Origin of the sequence: Streptococcus hepaticus (assembly GCF_043656315.1) — a bacterium.
Taxonomy (GTDB): Bacteria; Bacillota; Bacilli; order Lactobacillales; family Streptococcaceae; genus Streptococcus; species Streptococcus hepaticus.
Genome location: NZ_JBINIY010000021.1, coordinates 1 through 20,980, shown reverse-complemented (window position 1 = coordinate 20,980; position 20,980 = coordinate 1). Strand labels below are relative to the sequence as shown.

Below are 20,980 nucleotides of genomic sequence, written 5' to 3'. Positions count from 1 at the left end.
ATCTTTAGACGCTGCTGGAGACTAACGGCTTACAGCCGGTGTACAAGCCACCCGTTTTCACGGGTGGTTATGACTTTTTAATCTTCACTTGTTTCTAATTTTTTACCCAATTCGATGATGTATTTTTTCAAATCATCTTTGGTTTGTGGGTGGTTGAGTCCGTAGTCGATAGAGGTTTTCATGTAGCCAAATTTATCACCCACATCGTAGCGGTTGCCCTTGAATTCACGAGCGAATACGCGTTGAGTTTTGTTGAGGGTATCAATGGCGTCTGTCAACTGGATTTCATTTCCAGCACCTGGCTCTTGTTTTTCCAAAATATCAAAAATTTCAGGAGTCAAGAGGTAGCGACCGATGATGGCTAGGTCAGACGGTGCGTTTTCTGGTGCTGGTTTTTCGACAAATGTTTCAACGCTGTAGAGACCGTTTGCCCCCTCGCCTTGTGGTGCAATAACACCATAAGCTGAAACTTCTTCGTGTGGGACTGGCATAACAGCAATGGTTGAGGCATGTGTGTGCTTGAAGTCGTTAATTAACTGTTTTGTCAATGGAATATCTGTACCATTGATGTCCATGAGGTCGTCACCAAGCATGACAACGAATGGTTCATTGCCGACGAAAGCTTTAGCTTGAAGAACCGCATCACCAAGTCCACGTGGGTGGCTTTGACGGATAAAGTGTAAGTTGATGGCTGTTGTATCGTTGACTAATTTGAGCAAGTCGGTTTTACCTTTTTGCTCCAAATTGTATTCCAACTCAAAGTTTGAGTCAAAGTGGTCTTCGATAGAACGTTTTGACTTACCTGTCACCACCAAGATGTCTTCAATACCTGATTTGAGGGCTTCTTCAACGATAAATTGAATAGTTGGCTTGTCCACGATTGGCAACATTTCTTTAGCCAATGCTTTTGTGGCAGGCAAGAAACGTGTTCCCAAACCAGCAGCAGGGATAACAGCTTTTCTAACTTTTTTAGTCATAATGTCTCCTTTGAGAAATGTAGTGTTTGAAATTAAGACCATTCATTTTCTTCGCGGAATTCGCTAGACATGATGGTTTTGATAGCTTGGTCAATGGATGCACTTTGGTAAATGACGCTGTAAATGGCTTGAGTAATCGGCATGTAAACACCCAACTCTTGTGCCAATTCATAGGCTGCTTTTGTAGTAGAAATCCCTTCAATGACCATACCCATATTGCGCTCAATATCTTCTAGTTTTTCACCGCGACCCAGTTGGTCACCCGCACGCCAGTTACGGGAGTGAACAGAAGTTCCGGTAACGATCAAATCTCCCACACCAGATAAGCCACTATAGGTCAGAGGATTGGCTCCCATTTTGACACCGAGGCGCGTGATTTCAGTCAAACCACGGGCAATAATGGCTGCCTTGGCATTGTCACCATAGCCTAAACCGTGCAGAGCACCAGCACCGACTGCGATGATATTTTTGAGAGCACCAGCTGTTTCTACGCCAATGACATCGTTGTTGGTATAGAGACGGAAGTAGTGATTGCTGAAAAGAGTTTGGACATATTTAGCAGTATCTAAATCTTTTGAAGCGGCTGAAATCAAGGTAATATCACGGACGATCGTTTCTTCGGCATGGCTAGGTCCAGATACAGCAACGATTTCTGAGCGAAGCTCTACTGGAATTTCTTCTTCCAAGACTTGAGACAAACGTTTGTGACTATCGGGTTCCAAGCCTTTTGAGGCGTGCATGATGACTACCTTGTGGTCCAAGGTAGCAGCAACTTGCTTAGCAACCAGACGAGTTACTTTTGTCGGAACGACAAAGAGGACCGCATCTACTCCCTCCAAAGCCTGTGCCAAATCCGCATAGGCTGTGATGTTTTCATCCAAAACGACATCCTTGAAATAACGAGTATTGGTGTGTTGTTGGTTGATTTCGTCAATTTGTTCAGGGACGTTGCCCCAGATGCGGACTTCGTGCCCATTATCATTTAATACTTGTGAGAGAGCTGTTCCCCACGAACCGGGCCCCAAGACTGCAATTTTTTGTTTTTCCATTCGGATTCTCCTAGCATAGTCTATTCAATCCATTTTACCATATTTATTTATAAAATGCAGAAGATTAAAGCCTTTTCATTAATACCTCGTGTTTGTCAGCCTACCTATCTTATGATACTATGTAAAAATAAGTTAAAATTTACATAAGGAGAATATATGCTCTTTCAAGCCTTGAAAAAGTACAAGTGGCAGGCTATGGGGTCTGTTTTGATGATTCTAGTCTACGTTCTCAGTAGCCTTTTGCAGCCACGTTTTTTGCAGAATGTCCTCGTGGCAGTATCCGCTAATCATCAGTCTGACATTGTGAACTTGGGAATTTGGCTCTTGGTCATCGCAGCTTGTGGACTTGTGGCTGGTGCGACCAACGCAGTACTTGCTGCCTATGCTTCTCAGTCGGTGGCGGCAGACTTGCGGGAGAAGGTATTTCGGAAAATCCAGACCTTTTCCTATGCCAATATCGAAGAATTTAATGCAGGAAATCTGGTAGTCCGAATGACCAATGATATTAATCAAGTTCAAAACTTGCTGATGATGAGTTTCCAAGTGCTGCTGCGCATGCCGATTCTCTTTACCGGAGCAACTATTTTGGCACTGACAACCTTGCCTCAACTTTGGTGGATTGTAGTATTGATGGTGGCTCTCATTGGTACCACGATGATGGTGATTATGGGAATTATGGGGCCTCGCTTTGCTATTTTCCAAAAACTCATGGACCGGATTAACGGTATTGCCAAGGAAAATCTCCGTGGAGTTCGTGTCGTCAAGTCTTTTGTGCAGGAGAAATCTCAAGCTGACAAGTTCCAGAAGGTTTCAGATGAACTCTTGGAGCAAAATCTCTTTATCGGAACTGGTTTTGCCTTCTTGGAACCGATTTTTATGCTGGTTTCCTACTTGGCAATCTATGCAACCATCTATGTAGTCTATACCATGACAGGAAGTCAGCCAGAGGCAGTGACCAAGTTAGCCTCTTTCAACACCTACCTCATGCAAATCATGTTTGCCATTATCATGGTTGGTTTTATGGGGAGCAATATCACCCGTGCTATGGTCTCTATCAATCGGATTAAGGAAGTGCTGGATACGGAACCAGTCATGACCTTTGATGAAAATGGAGTTGAGAATGTAGATGGGACCATTTCCTTTGAAAATGTTACCTTCACCTATCCCCATGATGACAAGCCGACCCTGAAAAATATCAGCTTTGAGATTGAAGCAGGGCAAATGGTTGGGGTAGTCGGAGCAACTGGTGCTGGTAAATCAACGCTGGCTCAACTCATCCCGCGTCTCTTTGACCCCCAAGAAGGTCAGATTAAGATTGGTGGCGTAGATATTAAACAAATCAGCCAAACTAGCCTACGCAACACGGTTTCAATCGTCTTACAGAAGGCTATTCTCTTTACAGGGACAGTAGCTTCCAATATTCGTCAGGGAAAATTAGATGCCCACGATAGAGACATTGAACGTGCAGCTCGTATTGCCCAGGCGCGTGAATTTATCATTCGCATGCCAGACCAGTATGACAGCCAGGTCGAAGAACGAGGCAATAATTTCTCCGGTGGACAGAAGCAACGCATGTCCATTGCCCGTGGCTTGGTATCCAATCCGAAAATCTTGATTTTGGATGACTCGACCTCTGCTTTAGATGCCAAGTCTGAAAAATTAGTGCAGGAAGCCTTAGCTCATGATTTGAAAGATACGACTACCATCATCATCGCTCAGAAGATTTCTTCAGTGGCTAAGGCAGATAAGATTTTGGTATTGGATGAAGGTCGCTTGATTGGGCAAGGTACCCATGCTGAATTGGTAGCGTCTAACGCCGTTTACCGTGAAATCTTTGAAACCCAAAAAGGAAAGGAGGAAGACTAATGCAGACAGCACGTTTTTTCTGGTCTTATTTTAAGCACTATAAACTTCACTTTCTAGTGATTGGCTTAGCCGTCATTTGCTCAGTGGTTATGCAGGTTCTCGCTCCAGTTTTTATGGGACGAGCAGTGACCGAGCTGACTCTCTTTGTCGAAGATGGTGGTGCGGATACCTCTACTTTTTTTGCCACCTTGCATAATCTTTTGATTACGGTGGTTCTCATGGCAGCTGCATCTATGATGTATTCCCTTCTTTTCACGCGGATTATTGCCAATTCGACCAATGAAATGCGTAAGGGGCTCTTTGGAAAATTGGAGCGTTTGACCGTTTCCTTCTTTGATCGCCACCAAGATGGGGAAATTTTATCACGCTTCACATCAGACTTGGACAATATTCAAAATGCCTTTAACCAGTCAGCGGTGACGGTGGTGACCCAAGCAGTGCTCTATATCGGCATTGTCATCATGATGTTTATTCAAAGTCCAAAGCTAGCGTTGATTACCGTAGCTACAACTCCGCTTGCTTTGATGTTCCTCTTTGTCATCATTAAGACGGCCCGCAAATACACCGATCTCCAACAAAATGAAGTCGGCAAACTCAATGCCTATATGGATGAAAATATTTCCGGGCAGAAAGCCATCATTGTTCAGGGGTTACAAGAGCAAGTCGTAGAAGGTTTCTTGGAGCAAAATGAAAAAGTGCGCAAGGCTACCTTTAAAGGAAGAATCTTCTCCGGCCTCCTCTTTCCAGTCATGAATGGACTTAGTTTGATCAATACAGCCATTGTCATCTTTGCAGGTTCCAGCATGGTCTTGCAGGACAAGTCTCTCTCAGTTGCGGCAGGTCTCGGACTGGTGGTGACCTTTGTCCAATATTCACAACAATACTATCAGCCTATGATGCAAATTGCAGCCTCTTGGGCGGAGATGCAGTTGGCCTTTACAGGTGCACACCGCATTCGGGAAATGTTTGATGAGCCTGAAGAAGTCCGTCCGCAGGCTGCGCCAGCTTTTACTGAATTGACCGACAAGGTAGAGATTGACCATGTAGACTTTTCTTATGTGGAAGGCAAGCCGATTTTGCGCGATGTGACCATTACAGCGCCTAAAGGACAGATGACGGCAGTTGTTGGACCGACAGGTTCAGGGAAAACAACCATCATGAACCTTATCACCCGTTTCTATGATGTCAATGGCGGAGCTATCAAGTTTGATGGCCGTGATATTCGTGATTATGACTTGAATAGTCTGCGTCAGAATGTGGGAATCGTCTTGCAAGAGTCAGTTCTGTTCTCAGGGACCATTGCTGAAAATATTGCCTTTGGCGGTGAAAATATCAGCCAAGAAATGATTGAAACAGCTGCGCGTGCGACCCATATCCATGACTTTATCATGAGTCTGCCTGAAGGCTACGCGACTCATGTGGATGATGAGCAAAATGTCTTCTCGACAGGTCAGAAGCAGTTGATTTCCATTGCGCGTACGCTCTTGACAGACCCGCAAGTCCTCATTTTGGATGAAGCGACGTCAAATGTCGATACAGTGACAGAAGCCAAGATTCAGGCGGCTATGGAAACGATTATCGCTGGACGGACTAGCTTCGTCATTGCCCACCGCCTCAAAACGATTCTCAACGCTGACCAGATTATCGTTTTGAAAGACGGAGAGGTCGTTGAGCGAGGAAATCACCATGAACTCTTGAAACTGGGTGGCTTCTACGCAGAACTCTACCACAATCAATTTGTTTTTGAATAAGACGGATATAAAAAATCAGGTGCCGACAGTTGTCAGGCACTTTTTCTGTGAAAAAATGGAAGATTAGAGGGGGTAAAATAGGAGATAACCCATCAGAAATACGCTGATGGCAAACACTGTAATGCGAATAGAAGACGAGGAGATATACTTTTTACAGATGAGGTAGCTGCTACATGTACAGATAAGCAATAGAGCGTTAAATAATGCTGACCGATATTGTTGAAAGAAAAGAGATATGAAGATGGAAATGGTTCCGAAAATCAATAAAGCTTTCAGATTGCCATCAAGATATTTTTTGAGATACATCAAGATTTACCTCCCTTATAGGCTAATTACAGCTTCGTTTTATAATATTTTTAACGAAAATTAAAATCACTATAAAAATTTTCTTCTAGTCTCTATTTAGCTAAAAACTCGTTTAGGTTTTCTTGATAATAATCAGCAGATTGCTGGCAGTCCAGCGCTCGCAGGATATGGACAGCTTTCTGCATTTGAGCGACACCAACTGCAAAATTACTAGTTTTCGCAAGCAGTAGCCCGCAAGTCCATTTGTAGAGAATGCAATAGTAGGCATCGCGCTCACTATAGGGGTAGTCCTGAATTGCTTCTTGAAAATTCAAATTGCTGTTCTTGGACACTTGCCATAAAGCCATTGAGCAAAATCGTATGGATTTTCCGCATGTCTATGAGATTCGTGTTTACCCGTCGTAACATTTCCTTAGTATAGAGGGTGTAGAGATCCATTGGCAGGAGGACAGCACAAATGGAGAAAAGCTCTAACTCTTGTGATCCCCATATTTCGATTTGAAAGAGCCAATCGTATAGAAAAGCCGTTTCTTCCTGCTATAGTTGGGTATTCTCATCATATGCCTTCAGGTAGGCTTTGGCAATGAGATTATTCACCCGATGAAGGTTCTCTCCTGTTTGGAGAGTAGCTTCTTCTTCTGAGAGATAAAGTTTTTTAGTCCAGTAATATCAAGGGTTTCCCGCGAGTCGTTGATTTGTTTCAAAAACACTCCGTGGGCACTTCGGTTGTCCATCAAGCTAGAAAATTCTGCTAGGCTAATATGGATATTTTCCAGCAAGGCAAAGAGCTTGCTGGCAGTTATCTCAGGTAATCCATTTTCAAATCGGGATACCTGTGTGGCTGAGCAAATGTCCCCAGCAGCCTGTCTGAGTGAGATGTGTTTGGATTGGCGTAAATCGTGAAAAAGTTTACCTAAATGAGTCATGAAAATCTCCGTTTGCTTATTGTAGAATACTTGTAACAGATATGCAACGGTTGTTTTGCTATTTTGTTTTTGTGCTATACTGATAAAAAAGGAGCCTACTATGGAAAATTAGCGATTTTTGAGCAAGTTGTGAAGATTTTAAAAGATGATTCTTCTACCAAGAAAGATTTATCTGGTGGAGATGTAACGCATTTTCGTGCTGAGATTTCAGAAGAAATGTCGGATGAAGATTTTCTTTATCGGATGCACTCTTATGTGGCTAGTTTTGGGGTAATGAGTCATATTTCATTTTTCCAAAAAAGTACAAAAATTGGTTTTAGACTACGTGTTTATGGACGCCGCCTCTTTGTAGAGTGGGCGGATCAAGCGACTGGTTTGCAAAAAGGTGATGAGATTGTGGCCATTGCGGGTCAGTCTATTTCAGATTGTTTCCAAGAACACCAAGCCTATTTTGTCAGTAAAACGGCAGAGCGCCACTACTTAGACTGGACCTATCAAATATTTGAAGGTGGTTGCTGTTCAACGTCAGGGGCAGCTTGTAGAAGTGACGGTGCAAGAACCTAGCAACCAACCAACTAAACTCTTTGATCACTATGCTGTAGATGCAGAGACCTATTATATGAAAATGGGCAATTTTTCTGATGAAGAAGCCATCCATCAGCTCTATGACTAAGTTTTTCCTCAGTTAGCAGAAGTGAAGAATTTAATCATAGATGCCCGGGGTAACAGTTGTTGGTAGACCAACCATGGGGATTTTGGATTATTCGAACTGCTGTATTGTGGAATTTGATGATTTTCAACTGATGTATCCCACTTCTCGTTGGTGCGCCATTGACCAAGGAAAAGAGATGATCGACAAGGGTGTAGCACCCCATGTTTTGTTAGATTAGACCCCAGAATACCTGAAAAACTATCGGGATCTGGAGTATAACTTGAATTTGTTGAAACATATATAAACTAAATGTATTGATAAAAAATTTCTATGGTTCAATTAAGTTATATATATTTGTAAATTTATTCGAAAAAGTGGTAAAATATAGGTATCGCATGAAAGGGAGTCGTCAAGTAAAGTATTTACTTGTACCTTGGCATGATTCTCGTGTAACTTATAGAAACCCCAATTTAACTCCTGTTAGACGTGAAGCAGGCTTGCCCTTGGGCAACTCATTCCAATCCTTTTGATGCGATTTTTTATGAGATTTTGAAAAGTTCGGATAACGGACTTTTTTCTGTTTTATCAAGTCTATCTATAGTATAATGAAAGAAATAGATTGAGGAGAAGTTATGAAAATTCGTGGATTTGAGCTAGTAAGCCAGTTTACAGATGAAAATTTATTGCCCAAAAGAGAGACTGCCCATGCAGCAGGTTATGACTTAAAAGTGGCAGTGGAAACGGTGATTAAGCCAGAAGAGATTAAGTTGGTGCCGACAGGGGTCAAGGCTTATATGCAGCCTAGCGAAGTGCTCTATCTTTATGACCGTTCGTCAAATCCTCGGAAAAAAGGCTTGGTCTTGATCAACTCAGTAGGGGTTATTGACGGAGATTATTATGGCAATGCGGATAATGAAGGACATATTTTTGCTCAGATGAAAAATATTACGGATGAGACCGTCACCTTGGAAGTCGGCGAACGCATTGTGCAAGCAGTTTTTGCACCATTTTTGATAGCGGATGGAGATCAAGCCAGCGGTCAGCGTACAGGCGGATTCGGTTCGACTGGGAACTAATTGCGAATAGAATAGATAAGAGGAGGCGAGATGCCTCCTTGTTTTAAGAAAGAAAACGGGGGAAACATGGCAAAGAAAAAATCAACCTTTGTCTGCCAAAATTGTGAATACCATTCGCCCAAGTATCTGGGACGCTGTCCTAACTGTGGTGCTTGGTCCAGCTTTGTGGAAGAAGTGGAAGTTGCAGAGGTCAAAAATGAACGCGTCTCTTTGACAGGAGAAAAAACGCGTCCAATGAAGCTCAATGAAGTGTCCTCCATCCAAGTGGCACGTACCAAGACAGATATGGAAGAATTTAACCGTGTGTTGGGTGGAGGAGTCGTACCAGGGAGTTTGGTCTTGATTGGTGGCGACCCTGGTATCGGAAAATCAACCCTCCTTTTGCAAGTGTCTACTCAGCTATCTACCATTGGAACGGTCCTCTATGTATCAGGAGAAGAGTCTGCTCAGCAAATTAAGCTACGGGCAGAGCGATTGGGCGATATTGATAGTGAATTTTACCTCTATGCAGAGACCAATATGCAGTCCATTCGTACAGAGATTGAGAAGATTCAACCAGATTTTCTGGTGATTGACTCCATTCAGACCATTATGAGTCCAGAAATCTCTAGTGTTCAGGGATCTGTCTCTCAGGTACGTGAAGTGACCAATGAACTCATGCAGATTGCGAAGACCAATAACATTGCCACCTTTATCGTGGGGCACATGACCAAGGAAGGAACGCTGGCTGGCCCAAGAACACTGGAACACATGGTGGATACGGTCTTGTATTTTGAAGGGGAACGCCAGCATACTTTCCGCATTTTGCGGGCAGTTAAGAACCGTTTTGGCTCGACCAATGAAATTGGGATTTTTGAAATGCAGTCTCAAGGATTGGTAGAAGTCACCAATCCGAGCGAGGTCTTTTTAGAAGAGCGCTTGGACGGAGCAACAGGATCAGCGATCGTGGTAACCATGGAAGGCACACGACCAATCTTGGCAGAAGTACAAGCCTTGGTGACACCGACCATGTTTGGAAATGCCAAGCGGACGACAACAGGTTTGGATTTTAATCGTGCCAGCCTCATCATGGCGGTATTGGAAAAACGGGCAGGGCTTTTACTGCAAAATCAAGACGCCTACCTCAAATCCGCTGGTGGTGTACGACTAGATGAACCGGCCATTGACCTAGCAGTTGCAATAGCCATTGCTTCTTCTTATAAGGATAAGCCAACCAATCCGCAGGAATGTTTTATTGGAGAAATTGGCTTGACTGGTGAAATACGCCGTGTCAATCGGATTGAGCAACGAATCAATGAAGCAGCCAAACTAGGATTTACAAAGGTCTACGCTCCTAAAAACTCTTTGATGGGGATTCAAATTCCTAAGGAAATTCAAGTTGTCGGAGTGACAAAACTGGGAGAAGTCTTGCAACTCGTCTTTGCTTGAGTTCTTACCTCGGACAAATAGGATAAAAAATGGTACGATGGGACTATATAGAATTTTTCGGAAGGAAGGTTCGGTTTATATCCAATAAATGTAGGTTTATTGACGTTGTTTTCTAAAAAAGACGAACCAAACAAGACAAACTTACCAGCCCTTTTAGAAGGAGATCTCTCATGTCCTATTTTCAAAATTTTATGAAGGCTAATCAGGCCTATGTTGACTTGCACGGCACACAGCATTTACCTCTCAAACCGAAGACAAAAGTCGCTATCGTGACTTGTATGGACTCGCGTCTTCACGTAGCACAGGCACTTGGCTTGGCACTGGGGGATGCGCATATCTTGCGGAATGCAGGTGGGCGCGTGACAGATGATATGCTGCGGTCACTCGTTATTTCCCAGCAGCAACTTGGTACGAGAGAAATTGTTGTCCTCCACCATACAGACTGCGGTGCCCAAACCTTCACAAATGAAGCCTTTGCTCATCAGTTGGAACGCGATTTGGGAGTGGATGTACATGGTCAAGACTTTCTACCTTTTATAGATGTAGAAGAAAGCGTGAGAGAAGATATGGCAAAATTGCGCCAGTCGGACTTGATTCCAAATGATGTCGAGATCAGCGGGGCTGTTTATGATGTAGACACAGGTCGTATGATAGAAGTAGTATAAGGAGCTGGGGAGATAATCCTCACTTTTTTATTGACAAGAACAGGGTGGAGTGCTATATTTGTATTATGTAGGCGGTACAAAAGAGAGAGTGAGTTGGCGCCATGAAAAAATATCTCATCAAGCAAAAATTGGGGCCGTAGGTGGATAGTTTGATGTTGCGGATGAGTCGGGAATGCCTGCTTATCAAGTAAACGGTTCTTTATGAAATTCCTCAAGGAATTCACGATTTCTGGCTTGGACTTGGAAGTGCAGGGAGACTGGTGGGATGTGAATTTTGCCTTGGTAAAAAATGGAACTACCCTCGCTACTATTTCTCAGGAATGGATGACGCTCACTTCTACTTTGTCAAGTTACCGTCTTTCAAGATGACTTGAGTGGTTTGGTCCTGTCACCGGTCATCGTGATTGACTATGTCAAAGAACAAGAAGTAGCCCGCTCGTAGCCCAGCTATTTTCAAAAGAAAAGGAGAATCCTATGTCTGATAATCGTATGAAATATACAATTGATAGCAATATGCAATTTCCGTTGGTAGAGATTGAGTTAGAGGCAGGAGAGTCTGCCTACATCCAGCAAGGAAGCATGGTCTACCACACACCTAGCGTGACGTTGAATACTAAACTAAATGGACGTGGTTCTGGTCTTGGGAAACTGATGGGGGCTATCGGACGCTCCATGGTCTCTGGCGAGTCTATGTTTATCACCCAAGCCATTTCCGATGATGCTAATGGCAAAATTGCGCTAGCACCCAACACTCCTGGTCAGGTGATTGCCCTTAACTTGGGAATCAACCAATACCGTCTCAATGACGGCGCCTTCCTCGCCCTAGACGGCTCAGCCCAGTATAAAATGGAAAGACAAAGTGTTGGTACTGCTCTATTTGGCGGTCAGGGGGGATTCTTTGTTATGACAACAGAGGGTGAGGGAACGCTCTTAGCCAACAGTTTTGGCTCTATCAAGAAAATCAAACTTTATGGTGACAGCATCACTATTGATAATGCTCATGTGGTCGCTTGGAGTACCAGTTTGGATTATGATATTCACCTCGAAAATGGTTTTATGCAGTCAATCGGTACGGGTGAAGGAGTTGTTAATACTTTTAGAGGATATGGTGAGATTTACATCCAAAGTTTGAATTTAGCCCAATTTGCAGAGCAACTCAAACCCTTTATTCCAACAGGAAATTCGTAATAGGTGGCTGGACAAATTGTCCAGCTTTTTTGCTACTTTGTTTCTACCACTTACTACTTAGAAATGACCGCTTACTGAAAAAGGCTTGAAAATGATTTCTGTCTTGCTATAATGGTCTTACATAAAGATGAAAGGAGGTTGACATGAAGATTCGTATTGAAATGGACGAGGATTGCAGAGATGTGGAAGTTGTGATTCGGGCGAATCAGCTGACACTGCAAATTCAGCAAATCCAAGAAGCGTTGGCAAATTTAGAACGAAAAACCTTGATTTTTTACAAGGGCAGTAGTGAATTTTTCCTTAGTCTTGACGACCTGCTCTTCTTCGAAAAGGATGGTAGTAAGATTTTCGGTCACACTCATGACAAGGCTTATGAAGTTCGTTTGAAACTCTATGAATTGGAAGATTATTTGCCAACAAATTTTTGTCGGGTAGCGAAATCCACCATTGTCAATATCCGTCAGATTTATGGGATTGATAAATCCTTCTCAGGGACCAGCACCATTCGCTTTTATGACAGCCATAAGCAGGTGCATGTTTCAAGGCATTATTATCAACTCTTAAAGGAAAAACTACAGGAAATGAGGTAGAAATATGAAAAAAAAACTCGCAGGAATTAGCTTGATTGCATTAGCTTTATTGATATTATTTAAGGATCTGCTGGGCTTGACTGGCTTGCAAATTTGGCCTATGGTATGGATCATTGTTTTCGGAGTTCTGACGATTGATGGTATGGTCAACAGTCGTTGGTATAGTGGAGTCTTCTTTGCAATCTTGACTTTTGCGACTGCCAATTCAATGTTTGATTGGACAGAAATTTCCTTCTGGACCCTAGTCTTAGTTGGCTTCCTTCTCATGCTAGGAATTAAGCTACTGACACAACCTAAACATAAATGGCTCACTGTGAACGGCTTATCAAGTGAGAAAGAGACTGTTTTTGGCTCTGCAACTCGCTATGTCAATGATAGCAACTTCATTCAGGACAAGGCGGAGGTGGCCTTTGGCAGCCTGTCTATTTTCTTTGATAATGCGGTCATTCTGGGGGATGTGGCAGATTTGAACATTGACGTTGCCTTTTCAGGTCTGACGCTCTACGTTCCAAGCTCTTGGTATGTAGATGTGTCCGTAGACAATGCATTTAGCTCTGTGAAATGCAAACCAAGTCTATTGCCGACCGATAAGGTTTTGCGTATCAGAGGAGACCTGGCTTTCTCAAGTTTGACCGTTCGATACATCTAATTACAAGTTTCTAGCACTAAGGCTTTTGTCTTGGTGCTATTTTTGGTATAATGAAAAGAACGTAAATTTTACAGGAGAATGCATCATGGCTAATAAAATTCGTGTGCGTTACGCACCAAGTCCAACAGGATTGCTACACATCGGTAATGCGCGTACGGCGCTTTTCAACTATCTTTACGCGCGTCATCACGGTGGTGAATTTATCATCCGTATCGAAGATACTGACCGCAAACGTCATGTTGAAGATGGTGAACGCTCTCAGCTTGAAAATCTTAAATGGTTGGGAATGGACTGGGATGAAAGTCCAGAAACTCACGAGAACTACCGTCAATCAGAGCGTCTAGAGCTTTACCAAAAATACATTGACCAATTATTAGCGGAAGACAAGGCTTACAAGTCTTACGTCACTGAGGAAGAATTGGCAGCAGAGCGTGAGCGTCAAGAAGCAGCTGGTGAAACACCACGCTACATCAACGAATACCTTGGTATGTCAGAAGATGAAAAAGCAGCTTACATCGCAGAACGTGAAGCCGCTGGTATCATTCCAACCGTCCGTATCGCTGTTAATGAAACAGGTATCTACAAATGGACTGATATGGTTAAAGGCGATATCGAGTTTGAGGGTGGCAACATCGGTGGTGACTGGGTTATCCAAAAACGTGATGGTTACCCAACTTACAATTTTGCCGTTGTTATTGATGACCATGATATGCAAATTTCACACGTTATCCGTGGAGATGACCACATTGCTAACACGCCAAAACAACTCATGGTTTATGAAGCACTTGGATGGGAAGCACCAGCTTTTGGTCACATGACTCTTATCATCAACTCTGAAACTGGTAAGAAATTGTCTAAACGTGACACCAACACCCTTCAATTTATCGAAGACTACCGTAAAAAAGGCTACCTTCCAGAAGCAGTCTTCAACTTTATCGCTCTTCTTGGATGGAACCCAGGTGGGGAAAATGAAATCTTCTCACGTGAAGAATTGATTGAACTTTTCGATGAAAATCGTCTCAGCAAATCACCAGCCGCCTTCGACCAGAAGAAATTGGATTGGATGAGCAACGAATACATCAAAGTAGCAGAGTTTTCAACCATCTTCGACATGGCTAAACCATTCTTGGAAGAAGCTGGTCGTTTGACAGACAAAGCTGAAAAAATGGTGGAACTCTATAAACCACAAATGAAAGCTGTAGATGAAATCGTACCACTGACCGACCTCTTTTTTGCTGATTTCCCAGAATTAACAGACGCTGAAAAAGAAGTGATGGCCGCTGAAACGGTATCAACAGTTTTGACAGCTTTCAAAGAAAAATTAGTAGCCTTGTCAGAAGAAGACTTCAATCGTGATAACATCTTCCCACAAATCAAAGCTGTTCAAAAAGAAACGGGTATTAAAGGTAAAAACCTCTTCATGCCAATCCGTATCGCTGTCTCAGGTGAAATGCACGGACCAGAATTGCCAGACACTATCTACCTTCTTGGTAAAGAAAAATCAATTGCCCATATTGATCAAGTGTTGGCAAGTTTGTAAAAATAGAAAACAAAGTCGAGAGAAATCTCGGCTTTTTCTTGAGATGAACAACTTTTAAAATATTGCTATTAAATTTGAAGCGGGAAAAACTAAGACAGGGGCTAGAGGAGGAGAGTAGAATTGGCGTTTTTATAAAATTGTATATCAAAAAAATTCCTGGAATTTTGGATGTGAAAGCGCATTATTAAGATGTTTTCCAATAAAAACAAATAAAAATTTAACAAATATAAAAAAGTTTTTATGCAGAAATAAAGTATATTTCTATCCTATAAAGTAGGGAAAGGTGCATAATGTGATTAAAAATTAAGTTATTCGTGAATTTTGTACATTTTTAAGAGAGGGCTCGTGCTGCTTTTTAGAGCCAAATTCTTTCTACAAATAGATTTGTATGGTATAATATATGAGATGCTTATATATAAAAATGTGCAGAAAGGGGTTGTATATGTGCTTTTAGTGCATTATGATAAAAGTAAAAGAAAGATTCATTTACTTTATTGAAAGCATGTTTAAAATTATTTCATTTTTCAAATCATCTACAGTATGCACATGGAAAGTTAAAAATGTAACTTAGTTAATAAGGCTACGAACAAAAGTTTCGTTGCTGGATGGAGGGCAAAAGATAATTTGCTCTGGCCGTCAAATAGTTGTTGAGTTGGTCTGAGCCAATGGTCATTGTTTTACATGTTTTATATTCTAAAAGGAGAAATTATGAACAAAAAAATGAAAAAATTCGCAATTGCGTCAGTAGTCACCTTGTTTTCTACTAATATCCTATCTGCTGCGACTTTTCAAAATCTTCACCTCGGCAATCATGCAGGTGTGGTAAGAGCGGAAGAACCGCCTGTAGATGAAGAAATTCCGAGTCTTGCAGAGCTTAAAAAAATTAACGATTCTAAGCTACAATTGCAAGAAGCAAGAGAATACTGGGCAGAAGATCAGGGAGATGAAACAAAAGAAGCAATTCAAGAGATATTAGATGCTATTGACATCGCGGGCTTAAAAGCAATCAATAAGCAGAGATCTAATGAACTGTTAGCTGAAATCGAAGCCTTTCGGGCAGAAGTTTTCGGAACGACTCCAACCCCAACACCTCCAACCCCTGTAGTAGAAACTAAAACTGAAGTAATCCCTGTAACAACTCGTTATGAAGCAGATCCAAACTTGGACTATGGTCAAAAAAATACGATTCCTGGAACAGCTGGTAGCCAAACCTATACAACTACAGATGGTGTTCGTAATCCAGGATCTGAAAAAGTAACCCAAGCAATGGTACCAACTGTCGTTAAAGTTGGTACGAAAGCAAAAGTTGAAATTGTTAAAACTCCAGCACCAACAGGTGAGGTTTTGGAAGAAAACTCAAACTTGGCCAAAGGTGTTAGAGAACTGAAAACCCCTGCAAAAGAAGGAAGCAAAACTGTTACAACAACATACACTCTTGTCGATGCTACTTCGGATAAGGTGCATGAATCAACAAGCGAATCAAATGTTATTCCGGGTACACAAGCGGTCTACTATATTGGTACAAAAGAAGTACCTGTAACTCCAATAACACCGGCAGAAACAACTGAAAACATTGTTGAACGTGTGACGGTTAAACCTACAGAAAAGCGTGTTGCTAACCCTGACATGTATGAAGGGGAAACAACACGTACTCCAGGTGTTGAAGGAACTGACTTGGTAACATACAAGGTTTACAAGCTAAATGGTGTAGAAACTAAACGTGAAGAAGTAAACCGTGTACATGAAAAACCAGTGGTCGACGAAGTGGTCCAATACGGTACGAAGAAAAAACCGGTTACAGCTATTTCCGAAATCAAAGTTGATGAGCCGATAAAATTCACTAGCCGCACCGAAGAAAATCCAAACCTTCCAGAAGGCACACGTAATGTAAAAGTTACAGGTGTGGATGGTGTTAAGACGGTTACTTATGCAGTGACAACAGTTGATGGCGTGGAAACAGATCGCGTTAAAACGGGTGAAACTGAGAAAGTGGCGCCAGTGCAAGAAGTGATTGAAATTGGTACAAAAAAGGTTGTCGAACAACCATGGACACCAATCGTCACTCCAGAAGTTAAATCAGAAACAAAAACAGAAGTTATCAAGTTTACAAGCCGTACCGAAGAAAATCCAAATCTTGAAAAAGGCGTGAAAAATGTCAAAGTTCAAGGTGTTGATGGATTGCGTACGATTGTTTACTCAGTAACGACTGTAAATGGTATTGAAACAAAACGTGTCGTAACATCTGATACTAAGAAAGATGCGGTTGAAGAGGTTATTGAAGTTGGTACCAAGGAAGTGAAAGAACAACCATGGACACCAATCTCAATACCAACAGTTTCAGAAGAAGTGAAGACGGAAGTCATCAAACATACAAGCCGTACAGTTGAAAATGACAAATTGGCTAAAGGAGAAACACGTCTTCTCCAAGCTGGTCAAGATGGTCTTCACACAGTTGTCTATGCAGTCACAACAGTTGATGGTAAAGAAGTCAAACGTGATGTAACTTCTGAAACAACAGTGCCAGCTATTGAAGAAGTCATTGAAGTAGGTACATTGGTAACAGAAGTTCCGATTGTGGCACCAGAAGAAGAGGAAAAACCTGAAGCGAAAATTACCGAAGAAACGGTAACAGAGGAAATCGCCTTTGAAACAGAAATGGTTGAAAACGACCAGTTGGTCAAAGGTCAAACACGTGTTGTCCGCCAAGGTCGAAAAGGACTTCACACACAAGTCTACAAGGTGATTACAATTGAAGGTGAAGAACCAGTTCGCATTCTTACTTCTGAAACAACAACTCCAGCGATTAATGAAATTGTTGAGGTTGGTATGAAAGAAGTGACACCAACACCAAAACCAGACAAGAAGCAAGATGAGCCTAAAGAGCAAGTAACACCACAAGCAAAAGAAGAAAAAGTATTGCCTAAGACAGGTGAACAAACATCATTCCTTGCAGCTGTAGGTTCCGTCTTATTAACCGGACTCTTGGCACTTGTAACATTTAAGAGGAAAAAGGAATAGGAATAGGAATATTTATGGATATAATGAATAAGAGGAAAATCAGGCGACTGACGAATTGGTTTGCCTCCGCAGGTACAGCTTTAGCACTTGGGATTGGCTTGGTTGGTGGTGTTTTCGCCTCAGCGGCAGATAGTGTTGTATCGGATTCAAGTTTGAATACAACTACTAAACAAGAAGGTTGTGCCATTAAGGTAACTACCACTCAAAAAGTTGAGTGGAAAATGCCACGTCAGCCTATTGATTTGGTTGTGTTGCAAGATAACAGCGGATCTTTTAAAGATACTATTGATGAAGTTCAAGAAGCCTTGAAAACCTTAACGACTCCATTAGCACCGGGGGAAAAATATGATGAGACGAACCCAAAGTTAGTTTTTACCGGTGATCCCGAGACAACAGACCGTGTTATGATTAATACCTATCGTGGTATCGATATAACAAACTATACGTCAAATTTTCGATACGATCCTAATGCACCTGCAATTTTAATTAATAGAGATACGTATCTTCCAGGCTATATTAGCTATGGTCAATTTGTGTATGATACTCGATATGAAATCCGTAATGTCAATGGTTATTACGTTAATGGTAACTATAGCACAAATAATCCTACTCCAGCGGATGATTATGCTAATACGGTATATAGTGCAAGAGGACAAGTTGGATATCAATATACGAAAACTCCTTTGATGTCTACCAAGAATGAGGTAGATGCAGCGATTAACTCCTTTGTAACGGGAGGAGGAACTCCAACTGTTCCTGCGATTGATGACACGATTACTGAGTACAATAGAATAAAAGGGGATATGTCTAATAATCGTAAGACAGTATTCCTTTTGATAACAGATGGTGTGGCAAATGGTTATCGTAAACCAGGTAGCAATACTGTTTATATTGATCGCAGTTTGGATCGTCAAGGTACAATGCACGATGACTGGGGATTGATAGATAGTCAAGGTTACAAAATTTGGACAGAGGCAGCCCAACCATACGTAGCGCGTGCAAATGAACTTAAAGAGAAAGGTGCAGACTTAAAGGCACAATTAGGTGAAAACGCTACTGTAGTAGTAGGCTTTTGGGAAGATAAGGCACAATTTTTAGTTCCTACAGCTTATTATAAATTGTATGAGAATGAGATTAATTCGCCAGCGTCAGGTATTTCTGGTTTAAGTATTGAAGATACTCGTCCTGCCCGTACGGTTGTAAATGAAGCAATTCGAAGTGTAGCTTCAGACGATAAAGTCTTACCAACCGGCGAAAAAGCTTCCTTCTATGTCAATGAGCAAGATATTAATCGCTTCTCTGAACAAGTTCTCAAAGCGGTAACATCTGCCTTGGTTAAAGAAGATGTTTCAGGTGAATTTACAGTCACTAAGGGATACACAGTTGATTCTGTCACAATTAACAAGAAGAAAGTTGTGGAAGAAGTCAAGGATCCCGATAATGAAATTCGTGGTAAGGTTGTCCAAAATGGTGATCAGGTAACGATTTCTGTACCGGAAAGTGTATTTAATCCAGGTCAAAATGATTTTGATTATGAATTGAAGTATACAGAGGATAGTCCTACAATTTCGCTAGCGGATGAGAACAACAATCTACCTCCGGATGACTATGCTCCAACAGCAAAAGAACAAACAGTCGGTCAGTTAGTCGGTAAGTTTAAAGTTGGTAGCTATGAAAGTGCGGAAATCGGCTCCAAAACACCAACATCAGTTACTGTAACTGATTTGAAATACTGTTATCCTCGCGCAACTAAGAGTATTAAAGATGCAGATGCTGTAAATGATACTAAAGGTGATGATGGAATCACAGGTAATTTAGCGAATGACCCACTACTCGAAGGCACTGGTATTAGTCGTAAATCGTATGTAGCTACTCTTGGTTCAGCAACTGAAAACTTTACCTATACAGTAGACTACAATATGTATAACGCAGCATTGGAAATGAAGAAAAATGTTATGTTCGCTGACCAGTTGAACTATCATTTAGACTATGTCAATGCATATGTTACAGATAAGGATGGCAAGCGATTGCCTGACTTTACAGTGTCTACGAAAGCAACTCAAGATACAGATGGTAATGAAACAACGACTGTTATTGCAAATGTCCCACCTAAACCTGGAATTCAAAATGAAAAAGTAGATGAAGGGAAGTATGGAGGACACGCATTCAAGCTTTATAAATTAGTAATTGAAGCAAAAATTAAAGAGAAGTACCTTCTCAATAATGATGCCACCGAATACTATAAGATAATGCAAGATAATAATGGTCTCGGACTAGCTAACCAGGCATCTATCATCTGGAATGGGGACTCAGATGATCCGGCAGATAAAACTGCAAAAGTCCGTAATTCAAACAACGTGTTTGTTGCTCCACCGCTTGAAACAGATATCAAGAAGTATGTTACTCAGAGTCTGAGCGAAAAAGGAACTGATCATCTGGAGTTACCAACACGTTTGGATGAATATTACTATCAAATTGAATCTACTTGGCCAGGTGTATTTGACACCTACGTGATAGAAGATTTGCTAGTTGCTGAGCTCCAATCGCTTAACTCTGCAAAAGAAGATAGAGTGTTTGTGAATGGTGTTGAAGCACCTACGCTTTCTAAGTACATCAAGGTTACACAAGAAGTACAGGCCGATGGTACTACACGTGATTTAGTTAAATTTGAGATTAATAAAGCAGGTTTAACACGCCTTCAACTTCGTCAAATTAATAATGAAATTACAAAGTTGAATCAAGGCAATGATGGTCCTGCAAAAATCACACTAGGTATCAAGGCACAGATTCGTGACGGAGCAGTTCTTGCTAAATATGCAGATGATAATGGAAAAATAAAAGTTCCAAATGATGCTAAAGTCACCTTGGATGGTAAGTCTAAAAAATCAAATGAAGTAACAGTTAGTCCAAATTCGCCAGCAGCGGTTAAACGGATTAATAAAGATAAAACAGAATTGTTTACTACTGTTGATGAAAAAGGACTTGGACAAGAGTTTAACTATGATGTTCAAGCGACATTGCCAGCAGATATTGCAACTGCAAAAGAATACTTCATTAAAGACGTATTAGATGATCGTTTGGAATTAGTACCAACAGATATAGATACTCATGGAGCAAACGATGGTGTCTATATGGTTGATGTAGATGCAGATAAGTTTACTACTGAAGTGAAGACAGAAGATGGTAAACAGGTTGTTTATGCACGCATGAAGGAAGAAGCCTTTAGCCAAGTAAAAGCTGGCGATGTTGTTCACTTAGTGTTACACGCTCGCGTAAAACAAGGTGCGACAGGTACTATT

The 20,980-nt window shown here is 41.6% G+C and carries 17 protein-coding genes and 2 pseudogenes; 15 read left to right on the top strand and 4 right to left on the bottom strand.

What is annotated here, in order from left to right:
* Window positions 1-77 precede the first annotated feature (77 nt).
* Window positions 78-977 carry a UTP--glucose-1-phosphate uridylyltransferase GalU gene (gene galU, locus ACHUFA_RS10285; RefSeq protein ID WP_394405925.1) on the bottom strand — a complete coding sequence of 300 codons (900 nt, stop codon included), beginning with the start codon at window positions 975-977 and terminating at the stop codon, window positions 78-80.
* A 32-nt stretch (window positions 978-1,009) separates the two neighbouring features.
* On the bottom strand, window positions 1,010-2,026 hold the full coding sequence (locus ACHUFA_RS10280; protein WP_394405923.1) for an NAD(P)H-dependent glycerol-3-phosphate dehydrogenase: 1,017 nt from the start codon (window positions 2,024-2,026) through the stop codon (window positions 1,010-1,012).
* A gap of 156 nt (window positions 2,027-2,182) precedes the next feature.
* On the opposite strand from ACHUFA_RS10280, the gene ACHUFA_RS10275 reads away from it, so the two are divergent.
* Together ACHUFA_RS10275 and ACHUFA_RS10270 are read left to right on the top strand one after the other, a co-directional pair.
* The gene (locus ACHUFA_RS10275; RefSeq protein ID WP_394405921.1) at window positions 2,183-3,892 is read left to right on the top strand and encodes an ABC transporter ATP-binding protein; all 1,710 of its coding nucleotides are present in this window, start codon (window positions 2,183-2,185) and stop codon (window positions 3,890-3,892) included.
* Window positions 3,892-5,643, top strand: a complete 1,752-nt coding sequence (locus ACHUFA_RS10270; protein WP_394405919.1) for an ABC transporter ATP-binding protein — start codon at window positions 3,892-3,894, stop codon at window positions 5,641-5,643. Before ACHUFA_RS10275 ends, ACHUFA_RS10270 begins: the two co-directional genes overlap by 1 nt.
* Before the next feature lie 398 nt (window positions 5,644-6,041).
* On the opposite strand, the pseudogene ACHUFA_RS10265 reads toward ACHUFA_RS10270, so the two are convergent.
* Both ACHUFA_RS10265 and ACHUFA_RS10260 read right to left on the bottom strand, forming a co-directional pair.
* Window positions 6,042-6,441, bottom strand: a pseudogene (locus ACHUFA_RS10265) (Rgg family transcriptional regulator).
* Window positions 6,442-6,542: 101 nt separating this feature from the next.
* Complete coding sequence (locus ACHUFA_RS10260; RefSeq protein ID WP_222348752.1) at window positions 6,543-6,875, bottom strand: helix-turn-helix domain-containing protein; 333 nt, start codon at window positions 6,873-6,875, stop codon at window positions 6,543-6,545.
* 69 nt (window positions 6,876-6,944) lie between these two features.
* Here ACHUFA_RS10260 and ACHUFA_RS10255 point away from each other — a divergent pair, with 69 nt between their 5' ends.
* From ACHUFA_RS10255 to ACHUFA_RS10195, 13 genes and pseudogenes are all read left to right on the top strand, one after another.
* On the top strand, window positions 6,945-7,439 hold the full coding sequence (locus ACHUFA_RS10255) for a S41 family peptidase (protein ID WP_394405917.1): 495 nt from the start codon (window positions 6,945-6,947) through the stop codon (window positions 7,437-7,439).
* Window positions 7,420-7,548 (top strand): hypothetical protein, encoded by a 129-nt coding sequence (locus tag ACHUFA_RS10250; protein ID WP_394405915.1) that lies wholly within the window; start codon window positions 7,420-7,422, stop codon window positions 7,546-7,548. The genes ACHUFA_RS10255 and ACHUFA_RS10250 overlap by 20 nt, the downstream gene beginning before the upstream one ends.
* 40 nt (window positions 7,549-7,588) lie before the next feature.
* Window positions 7,589-7,831 (top strand): annotated as a pseudogene (locus ACHUFA_RS10245) (S41 family peptidase); the annotation flags it as partial.
* A 328-nt stretch (window positions 7,832-8,159) separates the two neighbouring features.
* The gene (locus tag ACHUFA_RS10240) at window positions 8,160-8,603 is read left to right on the top strand and encodes a dUTP diphosphatase (RefSeq protein WP_222348744.1); all 444 of its coding nucleotides are present in this window, start codon (window positions 8,160-8,162) and stop codon (window positions 8,601-8,603) included.
* Between the two features lie 66 nt (window positions 8,604-8,669).
* Entirely contained in the window at window positions 8,670-10,031 is a 1,362-nt protein-coding gene (gene radA / locus ACHUFA_RS10235) for a DNA repair protein RadA (RefSeq protein WP_222348742.1), read from the top strand.
* Between the two features lie 170 nt (window positions 10,032-10,201).
* Window positions 10,202-10,696 carry a beta-class carbonic anhydrase gene (locus ACHUFA_RS10230; RefSeq protein WP_222348733.1) on the top strand — a complete coding sequence of 165 codons (495 nt, stop codon included), beginning with the start codon at window positions 10,202-10,204 and terminating at the stop codon, window positions 10,694-10,696.
* Window positions 10,697-10,897: 201 nt separating this feature from the next.
* Window positions 10,898-11,065: an LURP-one-related/scramblase family protein gene (locus ACHUFA_RS10225; RefSeq protein ID WP_394405912.1), complete on the top strand. Its 168-nt coding sequence runs from the start codon at window positions 10,898-10,900 to the stop codon at window positions 11,063-11,065.
* A gap of 105 nt (window positions 11,066-11,170) precedes the next feature.
* Window positions 11,171-11,884: a TIGR00266 family protein gene (locus ACHUFA_RS10220; protein ID WP_394405910.1), complete on the top strand. Its 714-nt coding sequence runs from the start codon at window positions 11,171-11,173 to the stop codon at window positions 11,882-11,884.
* 143 nt (window positions 11,885-12,027) lie between these two features.
* Entirely contained in the window at window positions 12,028-12,474 is a 447-nt protein-coding gene (locus ACHUFA_RS10215; protein ID WP_394405908.1) for a LytTR family DNA-binding domain-containing protein, read from the top strand.
* A 4-nt stretch (window positions 12,475-12,478) separates the two neighbouring features.
* Window positions 12,479-13,123 carry a LiaF transmembrane domain-containing protein gene (locus ACHUFA_RS10210; RefSeq protein ID WP_222348728.1) on the top strand — a complete coding sequence of 215 codons (645 nt, stop codon included), beginning with the start codon at window positions 12,479-12,481 and terminating at the stop codon, window positions 13,121-13,123.
* An 85-nt stretch (window positions 13,124-13,208) separates the two neighbouring features.
* A complete protein-coding gene (gene gltX, locus ACHUFA_RS10205; protein ID WP_394405906.1) occupies window positions 13,209-14,663 on the top strand; it encodes a glutamate--tRNA ligase in 1,455 nt (484 codons plus the stop codon).
* A 708-nt stretch (window positions 14,664-15,371) separates the two neighbouring features.
* Entirely contained in the window at window positions 15,372-17,681 is a 2,310-nt protein-coding gene (locus tag ACHUFA_RS10200) for a G5 domain-containing protein (protein WP_394405904.1), read from the top strand.
* Between the two features lie 23 nt (window positions 17,682-17,704).
* A partial coding sequence (locus ACHUFA_RS10195; RefSeq protein ID WP_394405902.1) for an isopeptide-forming domain-containing fimbrial protein occupies window positions 17,705-20,980 on the top strand: 3,276 nt, incomplete at its 3' end.